Below are 16,900 nucleotides of genomic sequence, written 5' to 3' on the forward strand. Positions count from 1 at the left end.
CGTGCACGCGGCACCCGCCGCGCCGCGCGACGGTGCGGTGCCGGCCGCGACCGCGAGCCCCGTGCGATTCGCCCTCGCGCTGGCCGGTTACGGCCTGTTCGGCGTCGGCTACATCGGCTACATGACGTTCATCGTCGCGCTGCTGCGCGGCGCGGGAATGAGCGGCACGGTGGTCGCCGCGTTCTACGTGATGCTCGGCGTCGCGACCGTCGTCTCGGCACGGCTGTGGTCGGGGCTGCTCGACCGGATGCGCGGCGGCCAGGCGCTGGCCGTGCTCAATGCGCTGCTCGGCATCGCGACGCTGATGCCGGCGATGTTCGTGCATCCGGTTGCCGCGTTCGCGTCGGGCGTGCTGTTCGGCGCGACGTTCCTGTCGGCCGTCGCGTCGACGACGGCCTTCGTGCGCCACAACCTGCCGCCCGACGGCTGGGCGAAAGGGATCAGCGCGTTCACGACGGTCTTTGCATTCGGGCAGATCGCCGGGCCGGTCGCGATCGGCTGGGTGTCGGACAGCGCGGGGCTCGCGCGCGGGCTCGTGTATTCGGCGCTAACGCTGTTCGCGGGTGCCGCGCTCGCGGCCGGGCAGCGCGCGTTGCGGGCCGCCGCGTAGTCACGCGCGGTTCACCGCACGCACGCCGTGCGCGACACGCGATGAAACGCACGGCCGAAGTAGATCAGGCTGTCGCCGTCGTCGCGCACGCGGATCGACGTCGCCTCGATGAACATCACCGAATGCGAGCCGACTTCCTTCATGTCGGCGATCGTGCCCTGCAGGCTCGCGAGCGCGTCGCGCAGCACAGGCACGTCCTGCTCGCCGCGATCCCACCCGGGCAGTGCGAAGCGCCGGTCCATCGGCAGCTCGGTGAGCCCCGCGAAGTGCCGCGCGAGCTGTTCGTGTTCGGCCGGCAGCACGTTGATGCAGACGTGGCGATTGCGTTCGAACGTCGCATGCATCGCGCTCGACCGGTTGAGGCATACGAGCAGCGTCGGCGGTGTGTCGGTGACGGAGCACACGGCGCTCGCGGTGATCCCGCAGCGGCCGTGCGGCCCGGCGGTGGTGATCACGTTGACGGCCGCGCCGAGGTGGGCCATCGCTTGCCGGAAGGCCTTCTGCGCGTCGGTCGGCTCGACGCGTGCCGGTCGCTGGATATCGGTCGTGGAAGACATGGGCGCTCCTGGTTGGACGAGAGCGGCGATCGTGCGGCGCTGCGGATGCAGCGCCTGATCGCCGACGATGACCCAAGCGTACGTCGCGAAAAGGCTGGCGACCATTCGCACGATTGACGATGGAGATGGCGTTCTCGCCAACGCGTCTAAAGGTTCTACCTAGGTACGCGGCGCGACGCGCGAAAAAAACCGGGAATGTGCGTTCGTGCGGCCCGTGAAGGGGTTTTCAGCGGGTTTTCGGCTCGTTATGATGTGCCGCACATCCCCAGCGAACGACGTGCGCGACGCGCCGGCAACCGGCCCCGTATGCGGCGCGTGCGATACCCATACCGATATTCAGCGAGACCCCCGCGATGACGTCACCCGCACCGATCGTATACATCGTCGACGACGACGGCGGCATGCGGACGTCGCTCGCCTGGCTGCTCGAATCGGTCGGCATCGCGTCCGAGGGGTTCGCGAACGCCGCGGATTTTCTCGCGCGCTTCGACGTGAACCTGCCCGCGTGCCTGGTGCTCGACGTGCGGATGCCGGAGAAGAGCGGCTTCGACGTGCAGGCCGAACTGAACGCGCGGGGCGCGACGCTGCCGGTGATCTTCGTCAGCGGGCACGGCGATATCCCGATGTCCGTGCGCGCGCTGCAGAACGGCGCGATCGATTTCGTCGAGAAGCCGTACAACTCGCAGCAGATGCTCGAGCGCGTGCAGCGCGCACTGCGGCTCGCGCAGCAGCGGCACGCGGTGAGTCAGCGCCACCGCGAGCTGCGCCAGCGGCTCGATGCGCTGACCGCGCGCGAGAAGGAAGTGCTGCGCGGCGTGGTGGACGGCAAGGGCAGCAAGCAGATCGCGTCGGATCTGTCGATCAGCGTGAAGACCGTCGACGTGCATCGCGCGAGCATCAAGGTGAAGCTCGGCGCGACGTCGATCGCCGCGCTCGTGCGGGACGTGATGGTCGTGTGGGGCGACGACGGGGAGTCGTCGCGATAGGGGGCTGCGGGCACGCCGACGTTCGCCTGCTCGCACGAGTCTCACACGAGTCCTGCGCGCGGCACCGATCGGCAGCGCGCACGCGATGCAGCCCGCCGCTCAGCGCATGTACAACCCGCCGTTGATGTCCCAGCACGCGCCGTTCGCGAAGTGCGCGTCGCCCGACGCGAGCAGCACCGCCGCATCCGCCACGAAACCGGCCGACCCGAGCTTGCCGCCCGGCAGGCTCGCGAGCACCTGGCGCAGTTTCTCCGGTGCGACGCTTTCATGCACGATCGGCAGGTCGAGCGGGCCCGGCGAGATCGCGTTGACGGTCACGCCCCGCGCGGCGAGATCGCGCGCGAACACCTTCGTCAGCGTCAGCGTGCCGCCCTTCGCGGCCGCGTAGTGCGCGCCCGTCGCCGAGCCGCCGTTCTGGCCGGCGAGCGATGCGATGTTGACGATGCGGCCCGCGCCACGTTCCGCGAAATACTGGCCGAACACCTGGCAGCCGAACAGCACGCTGCGCAGGTTCACGTCGATCACCTGGTCGAACTGCTCGGCCGTGATCTCCATCGCGGGCACGACCTTCGATGCGCCCGCGTTGTTCACGAGCACGTCGATCGTGCCCCAGCGCGCGACGAGCGCATCGCGCGCCGCTTCGAAATCGCGTTTCGACGTGACGTCGAGCGGCAGCGCGATCGCGCGTTCGCCGCCCGGGTCGAGTTCGCGCGCATGCGCATGAATGGCGTCGGCGGCGATGTCGGCCAGCGCGACGCGATAGCCGGCCGCATGGAAACGGTCGGCGATGACGGCGCCGAGCCCGCGTGCGGCGCCGGTAACGAGGACGACTCGGTCTGACATGGTGCGTGATTCCCTGGTTCGCGGGCGCGTGAAGGATGAAGCCGCGCCTGCATCGTGGTTCATGCGGCGAGGGCCGCTTCGAAGTGTGCCGCGATCGCGCAGACCCGCTCGTCCGCGCCCTTGCGCCCGACGATCTGCAGGCCCGCCTTCAGCGGCGAACCGGCCAGCGGCAGCGGCAGGCTGAGCGCCGGATGGCCGCTCAGGTTGAACGGCCGGATCAGCGACGACATCGCGATCACCGATACACCGTCGCGCGCCTGCTGGAGCGTGATCGGCAGAGCGGGCAGCGTGGGCAGCACGAGCACGTCCGCGAGTTCGAGCGCGGCGTCGACCTGCGCGGTGAAGCGTGCGCGTACGGCTTCGGCTTCCGCGAGGGCGGCGGGTGTCGTCGTCGCGGCGGTGCGCAGCCGCGCATCGAGATCGGCGCCGAGCTTGCCGGTGTCGACCAGATGGCCGAATGCGCGCGACGTTTCCGCGTTGATCACGGTGAGCCCCGCCGCGAACGACGCCGGCATTTCGTCGAGCACGAGCGCGTGCGAACGCAGACCCGACGCGCGCACGGCTGCGTCGAGTGCGGCGGCGATCGCAGGATCGGCTTCGACGCGGATCTGTGCGATCGTGCAGCCCGCCGCGGAGGCCGCCGCTTGCGCACGATCGAAGCCCGGCGCGATCGCGGCCATCACCGCGGCCAGCGTGCGGATATCGCGTGCGAACGGCCCGACGCAATCGAGCGTGGTATCGGCCGGCGCGACGCCGCGCCGCGACACGCGGCCGAACGTCGGCTTCAGCCCGGCCACGCCGCAGCACGCGGCCGGCCCGCGAATCGAGCCGCCGGTGTCGGTGCCGAGCGCCGCGTCGACCGCGCCGCGCCCGACGAGCGAAGCGGAACCGCTCGACGAGCCGCCCGGGATGCGCGTCGCGTCCTGCGGATTGACGGGCGTGCCCGTGTAGTCGTTGATGCCGGTCATGCCGAACGCGAGCTCGTGCATGTTCGCCTTGCCGGCGATCTGCCAGCCCGCGTCGAGCAGCAGGCGGACGACGTCCGCGTGTTGCGCGGCCGGCGGTGCATCGGCGAGCGCGCGGCTCGCCGCGCGGGTCGGATGGCCCGCGATGTCGATCGTGTCCTTGATCGCGATCGTGGGGCCCGGGCCGCCGAGCGTGAAGGTGTCGATGAAGCCTGTCATGGTCGGTATCGTGCGGAAGCGGTGGAGAGCATCAGGGCCGTGGCGCGGCGGCGAGCGGCCACGGGCCGTCGAGCACGCGTTCGGTGCGAAAGTGCTGGATCAGCCAGGTCGACCCGTCGCCGGCCGGCTTGAAATCGACGCTCAGCCGCGCGGCGATCAGCTCGGCCGTGCCGTTCGCGTAGCGCGACGCCTGCAGCATGATCCAGCGGCCGCGCGCGCTCGTGTTGCCGGCGCCGATCTCGATCGACTCCGACGTCAGGAAGTGCAGGTTCGCCGAGAAATGCGGATCGGGCGGCAGGTAGCGGCCCAGCATCGCGACGATCGCGGCCGTGCCTTCGAGGCGGCCGAACTTGCGCGCGTACTGCGGGCCGATGCCTTCCCACACGGCGTCGGGTGTGAACAGGCCGGCGAGCCGCGGGCCGTCGCCGGCATCCTCGGGCACGTCGCACAGCGCCATGTAGCGCGTCATCGTCGCGCGCACCGCGCGCTCGGCGTCGAGCGCCGCCACGCGCTGCGCGAGTGCGTCGATCGGGCCGGGGGACAGGTCGTTCATCGCGCGCCTCACGACGCGGGTTTCGCGGCGGGCGGCACGGTCAGCGCGCGGCCGACCCGCGCTTCGATCTTGCCGTAGCGCCACAGGTTGTATTCGCCGACCGGCGTCGTGCGATACAGGTTGCACACGGCGACCGTCGTGTCGAAATCGGCGACGTCGGCCATGATGTAGAAGGTCCACGGCGCGCCGTCGGCCTGGCCGACCACGAGGCGGTCGTCGTCCATCACGCCGAGCACGCGCACGCCGGGCATCGCCTCGACGGCGGCGAGCATCGCGCCGTACGCCTGCCACACTTCGCCGATCTTCTCGCGCGGCAGGTCGAAGAAGTTCTGCGACACGCCGCAGCAGAACAGGACACGCAGCGGCAGCGGATTCGAATCGGACATCTCGGGTTCTCCAGGGGAAACGGTTGGGCGCATGTGCCGGCCGGTAGCGGTGCTTCGGCATCGGCGCCATGCACGTTCGGGAAACAGCGCCGCCCGGGCGCGGGTTGCGCGTGTTACAGGTAGCCGGGAAACGGCGTGACGCCGGTGAACACCGCGCCCGCGCCGTCGAAGTTGCCCTCCGCGAGAAACGCGTGCTGCGTGACGACCATCGCGTCGCGCAGCAGCCGCTGAAGCGGATGCGTGCGATAGATCGCCGCCGTGCCGCCGAGGCGGTACGCGCGTTCGACGACGCTCGCGCCTTCGCGTGCGACATGCGTGGCCGCGAGCCGCAGCAGGCTGACCTGGTCGGGCGTCACGGGATTGCCCGCGAGGATCGATTGCCACACCGTGTCGGTTGCGTCGTAGAAGAACGCGCGTGCCGAGCGCAGTTGCGCTTCGGCCTTCGCGAGCTCGATGCGGAAATATGCGCGATCGGCGAGGCGCGGTGCGCCGGTCGTCGTCTGCCGGCCGCCCGACATGCGGTTCACGACGTCGAGCGCCGCGCGCGCGAGGCCGAGATTGACGACGGCCAGCACCTGCGCCGCATACGCGACGGTCGGGTAGCGGTACAACGGTTCGTCGACGGTCGGCTCGCCGCCGCGCACGAAGGTCCATGCTTCGGGCACGAAGCGGTCATCGACGCGCAGGTCGTGGCTGCCGGTGCCCTGCATGCCGACCACGCTCCAGTTCTCGACGATCTCGACGTCGGCCGCGCGGAACACGGCCGTGCGCGGCTTGTTCGGCGCGGCGTCCTGCGCGCCGGGCACGGCGATGCCGACGCCGAGCCAGTCGGCGCCCTTGCAGCCGCTCGCGAATTTCCACGTGCCGTTCACGCGCCAGCCGCCCGGCGCGGATTGCGCCGGCTGCACCGGGAACAGGCCGCCCGCGAACACCTGGTCGGGGCCGCTCGCGTACAGCTCGGCCTGGGTCTCGAGCGGCAGCGCGGCGAGATAGACGTTCGCGGAGCCGAAGCTCGCGACCCATGCAGCCGAGCCGTCGGCGGTCGCGATCCGTTCGATCATGTCGAGGAAGGCGGTCGGCGCGAGCGCGTCGCCGCCGAAGCGGCGCGGCGTGCCCGCGCGATAGATGCCGGCCTGCCTGAACTGCGCGATCACGTCGCGCGGCACGTGCGACAGGCGATCGAATTCGTCGCGGCGCGCGGCGACGGTTTCGATCACGGCGTCGAGCGGCGACAACCGCGCGGCCGCGGTGCCTGCCACGGGCTGGGAGGACGGCGCGGGTTCGATGGCGAGGGCGGCTTGCGGCATGGTGGTCTCCTGGACGGATAGGGGTTCGGATGCGGGGCGGCATGCGTGCTGTCTCGGGTGGCAACACGACGATGCGACCAGTCTAGAAACGCCGAAAACACGCAGCAATTGGTGCGTTGGGCCGCGCGACTGGTGAGGTTCCGTGCCGGCCTAAAGAAATCTTCAGATGCGATCGGTGCGCGCCGGTGCTATGTTGGCTTTCCGGCCGCGCGACGCCGCGCGCCTTCATCCGAAGCCGATCATGAGTTTCCCTGACGAAGACGATTTCCACCGGCTGCTCGACGCGCTGACCACCTGCGTGCTGCTGCACGACGCGCAGACGAAGGCGATCGTGTGGGCGAACCGCGCCGCGTGCATCGCGCTCGGTTTTTCCGTCGAGGAACTGCTGCCGCTGAAGGCGCCGGACATGACGCGTCCCGAGCCGAAATACCAGCGCGAGATCGCCGTGAGCGCATGGGATCGCGCGCTCGTCGACGGGCCGCAGGTGTACGAATGGTGCTACCGGTCGCGCACGGGCGTCGACATGCTGTCCGAGGCGACCGCCACCTACGTGCCGCTGCGCGGGCGCGACGTCGTGATGGTGCAGTTCCGCGACATCAGCGCGGAAGAGGCGGTGCGCCGGCAGCTGCGCCGCTACGAGGCGCGGCTGCGCGAGTTCATGCAGGATCTCGACGAAGGTATCGCGGTCGTCACGCCGCGCGGCGGCGTGCAGTTCATCAGCGAGTCGGGTCGCCGCGTGCTCGGGCTCGCGCCCGACGAAGCGCTCGGCGAGGTGCTCGACTACTGCTCCGAGGCCGATCGCGACCGGCTCGTCGCGCAATTGCACGATGCGCCGTCCGCGTGCCCGTCGGCGCCGCAGCGCTACCGGATCGTGCGGCGCGACGGCTCGCCGTGCTGGCTGCGCATCCTGTGCCGGCAGGTCGAGATCGAGGGCGATCTCGACGGGCTGCTCGTGCAGTTCCGCGACGTAAGCGACGAGGTCGCGATCGAGGACGCGCGCCGCGCCGAAGCGCGCATGCTCGAACACGCGGGCCGCTACAACGCGATGGGCGAGATGGCGAGCGTGATCGCGCACGAGCTGAGCCAGCCGCTCGCGGCCGTGCGCAATTTCATCGAAGGGGCGGTGCAGCGGCTGAACGGGCGCGGCGCCATCGACGACGCGATCTGGGGGCTGCGCAGCGCGGACCGCCAGGCCGAGCACGCGGCGCTGATCATCAAGAGCGTGCGCGAGTTCATCGTGAAGCGCGAGCCGGTCGTCGCGCTCGCCGACCTGCGCGACATCCTCGCGGACGTCGCGTATTTCATCGAGCTGCGTGCGAAGGATGCCGGCGTGACGGTCGCGATCGTGCAGGCCGATGCGCCGCTGCCGATCCGTTGCGAGCGCGTGCTGATCGGGCAGGTGATCCTGAATCTCGCGTTCAATGCGATCGAGGCGTTCGCCGGTTGCGATCGCGTGCCGCGCATGCTGACGCTCGGCACCGCGAACGTGGCCGGGCACGCCGAGCTGCGCGCGATCGACAACGGCCCGGGCATCGCGGCCGGTGCGCACGGCCGGCTGTTCGACGGCTTCTCGTCGTCGAAGGCCGGCGGCAACGGGATCGGACTGTCGCTGTGCAAGAGCATCGTGACGCGTCACGGCGGCCGGATCGGCGCGAGCCCGGCCGAGGGCGGCGGGCTCGACTGCCGCGTGACGCTGCCGCTCGCGGGCGCGTAGTCGTAGCCGCTGCATCGCGTTAAGACCGCAACGGACATCACGGCGCGCCCGCGGCGCATGATGGAGCGACGCCCGGCCCATGGTCAGCGCCCCAGCGCCCGCGCGGTCTGGCCGCCGATGCCGAAGTCGGTGTTCGGGATGTCCTTGATGATCACGCGCGTGGCCTGCAGCGGTGCATCGAGCACGTTCGCGCCCGCGTCGGACAACGCGGCGATCAGCGCGCGTTTTTGTTCATCGGTGCGGCCGGCGATCAGGATCGCGACGATCACGGGCAACGACGGCGGCGCGCCGTCGGCGGCGGTGCGCCCGCCAAGGCCGATATGCGTGGCGGGCAATTCGGTGAGCAGCACGCGCACCGATTCGAGCGGTGCACCGATCGCATCGACGGTCGCACCGCTGAGCCGCGCGATCAGTTCGGCCTTGCGTGCATCGTCATGGCCGGCGGGCAGGAATACTTCGAGTGTGGGCATGGTCGTCCGGAAAGGTGAAGGTTGCCGGCTCACCTTTGCGCTTGCAGCGGCGAACCGGCCACGGCTCACAGCAGGAAGCCGATCGCGCTGAGCGCTTCGGTCGAGTCGATCAGGCGCACGACCTTTTCGGCAATCCGCATCTCGCCTTCGGCATCGACGTGCAGCGTGTGCGTGACGTCGGCCGCGAACAGCGTCGTGACGCCGCGCTTGTACGCGACGACGACCTGCGCCGATTTCAGCTCGACGGTGCCGGCGCTGCCGCTTTCCAGCGTGAAGCGCGACACGGTGCGCACCGTGCGCGCCGCGTCGGCGGCCGACGCCGAGTAGCCGGACACCATCCGCTGCACGCGCTTCTCGCGCATGTCCTGGTCGTCGAATACGTAGTTCAGCGTCGCGGCGAAATCGGTCGTGTCGGGATCGATCGGCACCACGTAGTGACCGGCCGGATCCCACAGGTCGAGCCATGCGCGATAGTCGCGGCGGTCAAGCATCTCGGCTTCGCGCCACACGAATTCGACCGCGCGGGCGAAGGTTTGCTCGGAAAAGAGGGCGTTGCGGTCGTCCATCATTGCTGCTCCATCATCTTGCGCCATTGCTGGTAGGCCTCGCGCATGCCGGTTTCGTCGGTCGCATGGGCGGTCTTTTCGCCGTTCGCGGCGGTCGTCTCGCGGTTCAGCCCGCGATTCACGAGGATCGGCACGTCGGGGCCCGCGTGCGCGCCGCGCTGCACGCGCTCCCACGCTTCCGCGTCGTCGGGGCTCCCGAAGCCGAACGGGCCCTGGAAGTGCTCGTGAATGCGCAGCCGCTCGCGGTTCGCTTCGTCGGGGCCGCCGTCCATCGCGAGCGCGACATGGCGGATCTCGGTTTCGTTTGCCGCGATCGGCCGCAGCACGCGGAAGAACGCCATCGACAGCGCGAGGTTCGGGAACAGGTTCAGGTTGAAGCCGACACCCATCAGCGAGCGCACGATGCGGCGCACTTCGTCCGGCGAGTGGCGCTCGGCGAGCTTCGCCGCGAGCGGCGCGAAGCGCTCGGGCAGCGGCGCGCCGTCGTCTTCGTCGAGATCGATCAGCTCGGGCATCAGCACCGCGAGGCTGTGGCCGTTGCCGAGCCCGCGGCAGAACGCGTCCTCGCTCGTCATGAAGCTCGTGATCGCGGCGGCCGTCTCGTCGTCGATCGACTTCATCCACGACTTGTGCACGACCGGGAAGTGATAGAGGTCGGTCGTGTTCTCGAGCTGGATCTTCCAGTTGCCCTTGAACTTGAACTTGTGCTCGCCGTTCGCCTTGATCGGGTAGCCGGCGCCCTGCTTCATGAACAGGTCGATCCACGGCTTCGCACCGCCGAGGAAATCCTCGAGCGGCTCGATCGTGTCGTTGAAGCTCGCGAAGACCAGCCCCTGGTACACGCCGACGCGCAGCTTCACGAGCGGCAGGTCGCCTTTCTCGCACACGCCTTCGTAGCCGTCGCCGTACGGCAGCGCGCGCAACGTGCCGTCGAGCGCGTACGACCAGCTGTGATACGGGCACGTGAAGCCTTTTGCGTTGCCCTTGTGCGATTCGCAGACGGTCGCGCCGCGATGGCGGCAGCGGTTCTGCAGCACGTTGATTTCGCCGGTCTTGTCGCGCACGACGATCACCGGCTGGCGGCCGATCGTCGTCGTGATGAAGTCGCCCGGGTTCGGCAGCTCGCTCTCGTGCGCGACCCAGATCCAGGTGCGGTAGAAGATGCGCTCGAGCTCGGCTTCGAACAGCGCGGGATCGTGATACATCGCCGGCGCGATGCGGTCGGGTTGCGCGAGGCCGTGCAACGCACGGGTGTCGATCGTCTGGTAGGGAATGTCGCTCATCGTTGTCGTGGGGAAGAGTCGCGAAATCGGGCCGCGCAGCGCACGGTATCGAGTACCCAGTCTCGTCTCCCGCTACATATCCGTCAAATTGATCTAAAATTGGCGACTCAATAAATACGGCAAATGATGGAGGCTACGATGACGTCGGTCGATCATCTCGATCTGAACCTGTTGCGCGTATTCCAGGCGATCGTCGAGGAACGCAGCCTGACGAAGGCCGGCGAGCGGCTCGCGTTGTCGCAGCCGGCCGTCAGCTATTCGCTCGGCCGGCTGCGCACGCTGTTCGACGATCCGCTGTTCGTGCGCACGCGTTCGGGCATGCAGCCGACGCCGGTCGCGCTCGAACTCGCGGGCATCGTCGGCAAGGCGCTCGACATGGTGCGCGTGGCGCTGCGCTACGCGGAGCGCTTCGATCCGGCCACGAGCACGCGCACGTTCCGGCTGTCGTTGTCGGATGCCGGCGAGATGGCGTACCTGCCGGCGATCTGCCAGGCGCTGCGCGAGCGCGCGCCGCGCGTGACGCTGAGCGTACAGCCGCTGCCGGTGGAAGAGATCGAGGAAGCGCTGCGCGCGAGCCGGCTCGATTTCGCGATCGGCAACCTGCCGGAACTGATGCCGCGTACGCGCCACCAGGTGCTGTTCGAGGAAACGTATGTGTGCATGACGGGCCGCCGGCGCGGGTTGCCGAGCGGCGGCGCGCTGAGCCTCGAGCAATTCGTGCGCGCCGCGCACGTCAACGTGAAATCGGTCGAGCACAGCCACCACGCGCTCGACGACGCGTTGCGCGCGCAGGGTGTGGGCCGCAACATCGCGCTCGAGGTGCCGCACTTCGTCGCGCTGCCGAGCGTGCTGTCGGTCACGGATCTGTACGCGACGCTGCCGAAGCGGCTCGCGCGGATCCTGAACCGCGACAACGCGTTCCGCCTGTACGACCTGCCCGTCACGCTGCCGCCCGCGCCGGTGACGATGCACTGGCACGAGCATTTCCATGAAGACGAAGGCAACGCGTGGATGCGCACGCTGCTGGCCGAGCTTGTCGAGGGGTTCGACAACGCGTGACGGCGGCCGGCGCGTGCCGGATGCGTCAGAGATCGAGCACCAGCACCGCCGAGCGCGCGCGCGACACGCAGCAGCAGATCACCGTGTTGCTCGCGCGCTCGGCCTTGCTGAGACAGTGGTCGCGATGATCGGGCTCGCCGTCGACGACAGGCACCATGCAGGTGCCGCACACGCCTTCGCCGCACGACGTGTCGACCTCGACGCCGATGCGCGCGAGCGCGTCGACGATCGACGTGTCGGGCGTGACGCGTACCGATTGCCCGCTGCGTTGCAGGCGCACTTCGAATCCATCGGCAGGGGTGGGGGCAGCATCGGCGGCGACCGGTTCCGCCGCGAAACGTTCGAGATGGATCGAGTCTTCGGGCAAGCGCGTCGCGGCTGCCGCGACGACCGCCTCCATGAACGGCCCCGGGCCGCACGTGTAGACGTGCGCGTGTGCGTCGACCGGTTCGACGCAGCGGCCCAGCGCGGCCGCGAGCGCGTCGGGCTCGACGCCGTAGTGGAACGTCACGTGCGACGCGAACGGCTCGGCCGACAGTTCGTCGACGAAGGCCGCGTGCTCGCGGCTGCGCGCGAAGTAATGCAACCGGTAGCGCGCGCCGCGCCGGTGCAGCGCATACGCCATCGACAGCAGCGGCGTGATGCCGATGCCGGCCGCGATCAGCACATGCTCGCTCGCGTCGTCCGTCAGACGAAAGAGGTTGCGCGGCGTGCCGATCGACAGCTCGGCGCCGACCTGCACATCGTCGTGCAGCGAACGCGAGCCGCCGCGCGACTGCGCCTCCTTCTTCACCGCGAACAGGTAGCTGCCTCGTTCGTCGGGGTTGCCGCACAGCGAGTATTGCCGCGTGACGCCGGACGGCGCGGTGACGTCGATATGGGCGCCGGGTTCGTACGCGTCGAACGGCTGGCCGTCGATGCGCGAAACCCGGAAACAGCGGATGTCCTGCGCCGCGTCGATCAGCGCGTCGATCCGGACCTGGTGGCGGTTCGCTTGCATGGGAAATTCCGTGGGGTACGAGGAAAGCGGCGCGGCAGACACCGCGCCGTCATGCGAACGAGAATAGGGACGGGCATCGCATAAATCAAATCGATTAAAAAGCGATGCCTGAATCAGCGGGATGGATGATGGTCGGCGACGGAGCGCGCCAGTCGTTCAGCGTGCGGCGATTGCGTTGCCCGCCTCGGCCGCCTGCGGTGCTGCTGCCGACGCATGGCCGCGTTCGCGATCGAGGCTGCGGCGATAGTGCCGGCAGCCGGCGGCGAGCAGCAGCGCGGCGAGCGTGGCCGCCGCGACGTTGACGATCGACATCGAATGGCCGACCGCCGCCGGCGCGCCGAACACGCGATCGGTGAACAGCGCGACGACGGTCGTACCGATCCCGAGCGCGATCAGGTTCGACACGAGCAGGAACAGCGCGGAAATCTGCGCGCGCATCTGGTTCGGCGCGAGCGTCTGCATCGCGGCGGTCGACGTCGGCATCGGGAACGACGCGAAGAACATCGCGACGACGAGCATCGCGAGCGAAGCGGGCAGCGAGTCGAGTTGCGTGAACAGCGTCGCGGGAATCACCATGCACGCGGCGCCGATCGCGCCGGCGCGCATCGGCGCATCGCTGCGGCCGCGTCGCAGCATCCAGTCGTTGAGCCAGCCGCCGCAGAACACGCCGGCCGTGTTCGCGACCAGCAGCACGATGCCGAGCGTGTAGCCGGCTTCGACGGCCGTCATCCCGAAGCGGCGGATATAGAACGCGGGCGTCCAGCTCAGCAGGCAGTACAGCGTCATCGCGTAGAACGAGAAGCCGAGGTAGTGGCACGCGAAGGTCGCGCGATGCGTGCCGACGAAGCGCAGCGAATCGCGCATCGACACGCGCCGCACGGCGCCCGAGCGATCCTGCGCGAGCCCCTTGCGCTGCGGGTCGCGCACGGTCGCCGCGAACAGCAGCGCGACCAGCAGCCCCGGCAGCCCGACGATCAGGAACGTGACCTGCCACGCATGCACCTGCCCGACCACCGGCAGCGTGAACGCGCTCGCATGCTTGAGCAGCGCGATCACGTAACCGCCGATCAGGAACGCGACGCCGCCGCCGATGAACGAACCGAGCGAATACACGGCGATCGCGCGCCCGAGCTTCTCCTTCGGGAAGTAGTCGGCGAGCATCGAATACGCGCCGGGCGACAGCGCGGCCTCGCCGACGCCCACGCCCATGCGCGCGATGAACATCTGCACGAAATGCTGGCTGAGCCCGCACGCGGCGGTCGCGACGCTCCACAGCGCGATGCCGAGCGAGATGATCCGCGGGCGCGCGTAGCGATCGGCGAGATACGCGACCGGCAGCCCCATCACCGCATAGAACAGCGAGAACGCGAAGCCGTTGAGCAGGCTGAACTGCGTGTCGGACAGATGCAGGTCGCGCTTGATCGGCTCGATCATCAGCACGAGGACCTGGCGGTCGACGAACGAAAAGACGTACGCGAGCATGCAGATGACGACGACATACCATTCGTACGTATAGCGCTTGCCGTCGGCAGCGCGGGCCGTGGATGCGGACATGCGGATTCTCCAGGAGCGGGCGGTGGGGATGCGCGGCAGCGGCCTCGCGGGCCGGGCGCCGTCGCGGCGCGAAAGCGTGCGGGGGGCACGTGTCGGAGACGCAGCGTAGTCGGCCAAATCCGGCCGCCATAGCCGGAGTGACAGCCGCGCCACACGGGCATCTACCGACCCGGATAAAGAAAACACCAGGGTGACGCGCGCCGGCCGCCGCGCGGCGCGCTTGCAGCGGGGCGCGCGCGCATCATGCGGCGCATCTATAAGCGTTATAGAGCGCATTGCGTCGACGTCCGAAATTGTCGTTCCTAGACTCGGCCCGTTTTTGATCGGCTGCGTTGGCCCTTCGCGGCGAACGCGCTTCACACCAGCCGGCGCGATACCGACAGGCGCCGGAACCTCTACGGGACGACGACGATGACTCAACCGAACGGGCGGGCCGACCGGCTTGCCGTACCGCTTGCCGCGCTGCTGGCCTGCGCGGCGCTGCCCGCATTCGCGCAATCGAGCGTGACGCTCTACGGCCGCGTCGACACCGCGATCGAATACGCGAACGCCGGGCCGAACCACGTGACCCGCATGGGCAGCGGCAACCTGTTCGCGTCGCAATGGGGGCTGAAGGGCGTCGAGGATCTCGGCGGCGGCTACGCGACGATCTTCAAGCTGGAGGACGGCTTCAACGCGGCCAGCGGCGCGCTGTCGAACAGCAGTGCGCTGTTCGGCCGCGAAGCGTGGGTCGGCATCACGGGGCCGTTCGGCGGCGTGCAGTTCGGCGAGCTTTACACGATCCTGCACACGACGCTCGTCACGTACAGCCTGCCCGGACTCGGCGCGGGGCTCGCGTGGGGCAACGCGACGAACAACTTCGTCGGGCCCGCGTTCCTGCGCGTGCGCAACTCGATGCGCTATACGTCGCCGCGCTACGCGGGCCTCATGCTGCGCGCGATGGCCGCGCGCGGCACCAACGGCGCGGCCGGGCAGCCGGCGACGCTCGGCGATACGTACGGCGCGGGGCTCAACTACGTGCGCGGCGGCCTGTCGGTCGACATCGACTACATGCAGCAGAAGTTCAGCCCGGTGGCCGCGGCCGCGCTCGGCGACACGAGCCCGGCCGCGAACGGCAACTACACGCTCGGCGCGATTTCGTACGACTTCAATGTCGTGAAGGTCGCCGCGCTGTACCTGCGCCATCGCGGCGGCCCCGACGTCGCGACCGCGATCGACAGCCAGAGCGCGTATCCGCACAGCGACATCATGGAGCTGAGCGCGACGGTGCCGATCGGGCGTGCGTCGCTGCTGCTGAGCGTCGGCCATTACCGCAAGGTCGCGGACAGCGACGGCAACGCCGATTCGTACGGCATCCGCTTCGACTATCCGCTGTCGAAGCGCACGGTGCTGTACACGGGCGCCGCGATGGTGCGCAACGGCGCGCATGCGCGCTTCGTCGTCAACGGCGCGGCGGGCGGCGGCGTCGCGGTCGCCGAGCCGGGCGCCACCGCGAGCTCGATCGTCGCGGGCATCCTCACGTCGTTCTGAGCGGCGCGCGCCGCTGCCCGCTTGCGCCGCTCGTGTTGTCATGCGCAGGCGGGCGGTTGCGGCGCGAGCCATGCGTCGAACGGCGCCAGCTCGCCGATGTGGAACAGCTCGAGCAGCAGCGCGCGCAACCAGCGATGGCCGGGGTCCGCGTCGAAGCGCCGGTGCCAGTACGCGTTGACGGCCCATTCGCCGGCACCGGCGATCTCGTACAGTGCGCACGGCTGCCGCGCCGCGAACGTGATCGCGATCGTCTCCGGCAAAATCAGCGCATAGTCGCCGTCGCGCAGCAGCGCGGGCACCACCATGAAATCGGGTAGCGCCGCGCGCACGCGCGGCATCAGCCCGTGCCGCTCCAGCAGCTGCATCGATTGCGGATGCGACGTGACCGCGACGAAGCGCAATGTATCGGGCGCCGCGCCGTCGAGCACGTAATCGTCGGGGAGCGCGACGCGCTGCGCGGTGCGGCGCGGCATCAGCAGTACGCAGCGCTCGTGCAGCAGCGCGGTGCGCTGGAAGTGGCTCGACGCGTCGGCGAAATGCCCGAGCGCGAAGTCGATGCGCCCCGATTCGAGCGCGACGTTGAGCTGGCATTCGTCGACGTGCAGCGTCTCGATCACCGCGCCCGGCGCGCGGCGGTCGAACGCGGCGAGCAGCGTCGGCAGGAACGCGCTCGCGGCGAAATCACTCATGTGCAGGCGGAACACGCGCTGCGTACTGTCGGGCGTGAAGCGCGACCCTTCGTCGAGCACGTCCTGCAGGATCGCGAGCGCCTTGTCGACCGAGATCGCCAGCCGCTGCGCGCGCGGCGTCGGCTCGACGCCGGTGCCGGTGCGCACGAACAGCGCGTCGCGGAACATCAGCCGCAGCCGGCCGAGCGCATGGCTGACGGACGGCTGCGTGACGCCGAGCCGCAGCGCCGCGCGGCCGACATGCCGCTCCTCGTAGACCGCACGAAACGTCTTCAGCAGGTTGAGGTCGAGATCCTGCACGCGCAGTTCCGACAGGTCGCTGTCGTGCGGCGCGGAATCGGCGCGGGTCGGGGCCGCCGGGCGGCCGGTTGCGGCGTGCGTCATCGGGATTGCCTCGCGGTGACGGAAGGCGCATGGCCGTAACGCCGCGCATACGCCTTCGCGAAATGGCCGAAGCCATGGATGCCGTGCGCGATCAGCACGTCGGTCACGCTGCACGTGTCGCCGCGTTGCAGCGCCGCGTGCACGGCGGCGAGCCGGCGCTCGCGCACGTACGCGGCCGGCGTGGTGTGCAGGAACGCGCGAAACGCGTGCTGCAGCGTGCGGGGC

At 69.5% G+C, this 16,900-nt stretch carries 18 protein-coding genes; 5 read left to right on the plus strand and 13 right to left on the minus strand.

Annotated features, from left to right (window positions below):
- The coding region (locus tag DPV74_RS29675) for a YbfB/YjiJ family MFS transporter (RefSeq protein ID WP_119338478.1) at positions 1–610 on the plus strand (610 nt) is incomplete at its 5' end.
- An 11-nt stretch (positions 611–621) separates the two neighbouring features.
- On the opposite strand, the gene hpaC is transcribed toward DPV74_RS29675, so the two are convergent.
- Positions 622–1,167, minus strand: coding sequence for a 4-hydroxyphenylacetate 3-monooxygenase, reductase component (gene hpaC / locus DPV74_RS29680; protein WP_119338487.1), 546 nt, complete (start codon positions 1,165–1,167; stop codon positions 622–624).
- Positions 1,168–1,520: 353 nt separating this feature from the next.
- On the opposite strand from hpaC, the gene DPV74_RS29685 reads away from it, so the two are divergent.
- The gene (locus DPV74_RS29685; protein ID WP_119338479.1) at positions 1,521–2,153 is read left to right on the plus strand and encodes a response regulator transcription factor; all 633 of its coding nucleotides are present in this window, start codon (positions 1,521–1,523) and stop codon (positions 2,151–2,153) included.
- A gap of 99 nt (positions 2,154–2,252) precedes the next feature.
- Here the strand turns inward: DPV74_RS29685 and DPV74_RS29690 are convergent, their stop codons facing one another.
- From DPV74_RS29690 to DPV74_RS29710, 5 genes are all read right to left on the minus strand, one after another.
- Positions 2,253–2,996 (minus strand): SDR family NAD(P)-dependent oxidoreductase, encoded by a 744-nt coding sequence (locus DPV74_RS29690; protein ID WP_021161076.1) that lies wholly within the window; start codon positions 2,994–2,996, stop codon positions 2,253–2,255.
- Positions 2,997–3,055: 59 nt separating this feature from the next.
- The gene (locus DPV74_RS29695; RefSeq protein WP_119338480.1) at positions 3,056–4,180 is read right to left on the minus strand and encodes an amidase; all 1,125 of its coding nucleotides are present in this window, start codon (positions 4,178–4,180) and stop codon (positions 3,056–3,058) included.
- Positions 4,181–4,211: 31 nt separating this feature from the next.
- On the minus strand, positions 4,212–4,733 hold the full coding sequence (locus tag DPV74_RS29700; RefSeq protein ID WP_119338481.1) for a nuclear transport factor 2 family protein: 522 nt from the start codon (positions 4,731–4,733) through the stop codon (positions 4,212–4,214).
- 8 nt (positions 4,734–4,741) lie between these two features.
- On the minus strand, positions 4,742–5,119 hold the full coding sequence (locus DPV74_RS29705) for a hypothetical protein (protein WP_021161073.1): 378 nt from the start codon (positions 5,117–5,119) through the stop codon (positions 4,742–4,744).
- 113 nt (positions 5,120–5,232) lie between these two features.
- Complete coding sequence (locus DPV74_RS29710; RefSeq protein ID WP_119338482.1) at positions 5,233–6,426, minus strand: acyl-CoA dehydrogenase family protein; 1,194 nt, start codon at positions 6,424–6,426, stop codon at positions 5,233–5,235.
- 166 nt (positions 6,427–6,592) lie between these two features.
- Here DPV74_RS29710 and DPV74_RS29715 point away from each other — a divergent pair, with 166 nt between their 5' ends.
- Positions 6,593–8,140 carry an ATP-binding protein gene (locus DPV74_RS29715; protein ID WP_119338483.1) on the plus strand — a complete coding sequence of 516 codons (1,548 nt, stop codon included), beginning with the start codon at positions 6,593–6,595 and terminating at the stop codon, positions 8,138–8,140.
- A gap of 83 nt (positions 8,141–8,223) precedes the next feature.
- On the opposite strand, the gene DPV74_RS29720 is transcribed toward DPV74_RS29715, so the two are convergent.
- The 3 genes from DPV74_RS29720 to DPV74_RS29730 form a co-directional block, all read right to left on the minus strand.
- On the minus strand, positions 8,224–8,610 hold the full coding sequence (locus DPV74_RS29720) for a 2-hydroxymuconate tautomerase family protein (RefSeq protein WP_044845361.1): 387 nt from the start codon (positions 8,608–8,610) through the stop codon (positions 8,224–8,226).
- Positions 8,611–8,675: 65 nt separating this feature from the next.
- Positions 8,676–9,179, minus strand: a complete 504-nt coding sequence (locus DPV74_RS29725) for an aromatic-ring-hydroxylating dioxygenase subunit beta (RefSeq protein ID WP_060171333.1) — start codon at positions 9,177–9,179, stop codon at positions 8,676–8,678.
- Positions 9,176–10,459, minus strand: coding sequence for a Rieske 2Fe-2S domain-containing protein (locus DPV74_RS29730; protein ID WP_119338484.1), 1,284 nt, complete (start codon positions 10,457–10,459; stop codon positions 9,176–9,178). Before DPV74_RS29730 ends, DPV74_RS29725 begins: the two co-directional genes overlap by 4 nt.
- 138 nt (positions 10,460–10,597) lie before the next feature.
- Here DPV74_RS29730 and DPV74_RS29735 point away from each other — a divergent pair, with 138 nt between their 5' ends.
- Positions 10,598–11,518, plus strand: coding sequence for a LysR family transcriptional regulator (locus DPV74_RS29735; RefSeq protein WP_027790835.1), 921 nt, complete (start codon positions 10,598–10,600; stop codon positions 11,516–11,518).
- A 25-nt stretch (positions 11,519–11,543) separates the two neighbouring features.
- On the opposite strand, the gene DPV74_RS29740 is transcribed toward DPV74_RS29735, so the two are convergent.
- Positions 11,544–12,518, minus strand: a complete 975-nt coding sequence (locus DPV74_RS29740; protein WP_119338485.1) for a PDR/VanB family oxidoreductase — start codon at positions 12,516–12,518, stop codon at positions 11,544–11,546.
- Between the two features lie 156 nt (positions 12,519–12,674).
- Positions 12,675–14,072 (minus strand): MFS transporter, encoded by a 1,398-nt coding sequence (locus DPV74_RS29745; RefSeq protein WP_059693766.1) that lies wholly within the window; start codon positions 14,070–14,072, stop codon positions 12,675–12,677.
- A gap of 411 nt (positions 14,073–14,483) precedes the next feature.
- Here DPV74_RS29745 and DPV74_RS29750 point away from each other — a divergent pair, with 411 nt between their 5' ends.
- Positions 14,484–15,602: a porin gene (locus tag DPV74_RS29750; protein ID WP_119338486.1), complete on the plus strand. Its 1,119-nt coding sequence runs from the start codon at positions 14,484–14,486 to the stop codon at positions 15,600–15,602.
- 38 nt (positions 15,603–15,640) lie between these two features.
- Here DPV74_RS29750 and DPV74_RS29755 read toward each other — a convergent pair whose 3' ends face one another.
- Both DPV74_RS29755 and DPV74_RS29760 read right to left on the minus strand, forming a co-directional pair.
- On the minus strand, positions 15,641–16,675 hold the full coding sequence (locus DPV74_RS29755; RefSeq protein WP_060171321.1) for a LysR family transcriptional regulator: 1,035 nt from the start codon (positions 16,673–16,675) through the stop codon (positions 15,641–15,643).
- On the minus strand, positions 16,672–16,900 hold a 229-nt coding region (locus DPV74_RS29760; protein WP_162923169.1), incomplete at its 5' end, for a helix-turn-helix domain-containing protein. The genes DPV74_RS29755 and DPV74_RS29760, both read right to left, overlap by 4 nt.

This window comes from Burkholderia sp. HAN2018 (assembly GCF_024704855.1).
In the GTDB taxonomy this organism is placed as follows: Bacteria; Pseudomonadota; Gammaproteobacteria; order Burkholderiales; family Burkholderiaceae; genus Burkholderia; species Burkholderia cepacia.

Bases quoted from the DNA above. Each gene is read 5' to 3' on its own strand.
- DPV74_RS29735 (WP_027790835.1), top strand. From the start codon at position 10,598: ATGACGTCGGTCGATCATCTCGATCTGAACCTGTTGCGCGTATTCCAG.
- DPV74_RS29720 (WP_044845361.1), bottom strand. From the start codon at position 8,610: ATGCCCACACTCGAAGTATTCCTGCCCGCCGGCCATGACGATGCACGC.
- DPV74_RS29710 (WP_119338482.1), bottom strand. From the start codon at position 6,426: ATGCCGCAAGCCGCCCTCGCCATCGAACCCGCGCCGTCCTCCCAGCCC.
- DPV74_RS29745 (WP_059693766.1), bottom strand. From the start codon at position 14,072: ATGTCCGCATCCACGGCCCGCGCTGCCGACGGCAAGCGCTATACGTAC.
- DPV74_RS29695 (WP_119338480.1), bottom strand. From the start codon at position 4,180: ATGACAGGCTTCATCGACACCTTCACGCTCGGCGGCCCGGGCCCCACG.
- DPV74_RS29700 (WP_119338481.1), bottom strand. From the start codon at position 4,733: ATGAACGACCTGTCCCCCGGCCCGATCGACGCACTCGCGCAGCGCGTG.
- DPV74_RS29685 (WP_119338479.1), top strand. From the start codon at position 1,521: ATGACGTCACCCGCACCGATCGTATACATCGTCGACGACGACGGCGGC.
- DPV74_RS29750 (WP_119338486.1), top strand. From the start codon at position 14,484: ATGACTCAACCGAACGGGCGGGCCGACCGGCTTGCCGTACCGCTTGCC.
- DPV74_RS29725 (WP_060171333.1), bottom strand. From the start codon at position 9,179: ATGATGGACGACCGCAACGCCCTCTTTTCCGAGCAAACCTTCGCCCGC.
- DPV74_RS29705 (WP_021161073.1), bottom strand. From the start codon at position 5,119: ATGTCCGATTCGAATCCGCTGCCGCTGCGTGTCCTGTTCTGCTGCGGC.
- DPV74_RS29715 (WP_119338483.1), top strand. From the start codon at position 6,593: ATGCGATCGGTGCGCGCCGGTGCTATGTTGGCTTTCCGGCCGCGCGAC.
- DPV74_RS29740 (WP_119338485.1), bottom strand. From the start codon at position 12,518: ATGCAAGCGAACCGCCACCAGGTCCGGATCGACGCGCTGATCGACGCG.
- DPV74_RS29730 (WP_119338484.1), bottom strand. From the start codon at position 10,459: ATGAGCGACATTCCCTACCAGACGATCGACACCCGTGCGTTGCACGGC.
- DPV74_RS29690 (WP_021161076.1), bottom strand. From the start codon at position 2,996: ATGTCAGACCGAGTCGTCCTCGTTACCGGCGCCGCACGCGGGCTCGGC.
- hpaC (WP_119338487.1), bottom strand. From the start codon at position 1,167: ATGTCTTCCACGACCGATATCCAGCGACCGGCACGCGTCGAGCCGACC.
- DPV74_RS29755 (WP_060171321.1), bottom strand. From the start codon at position 16,675: ATGACGCACGCCGCAACCGGCCGCCCGGCGGCCCCGACCCGCGCCGAT.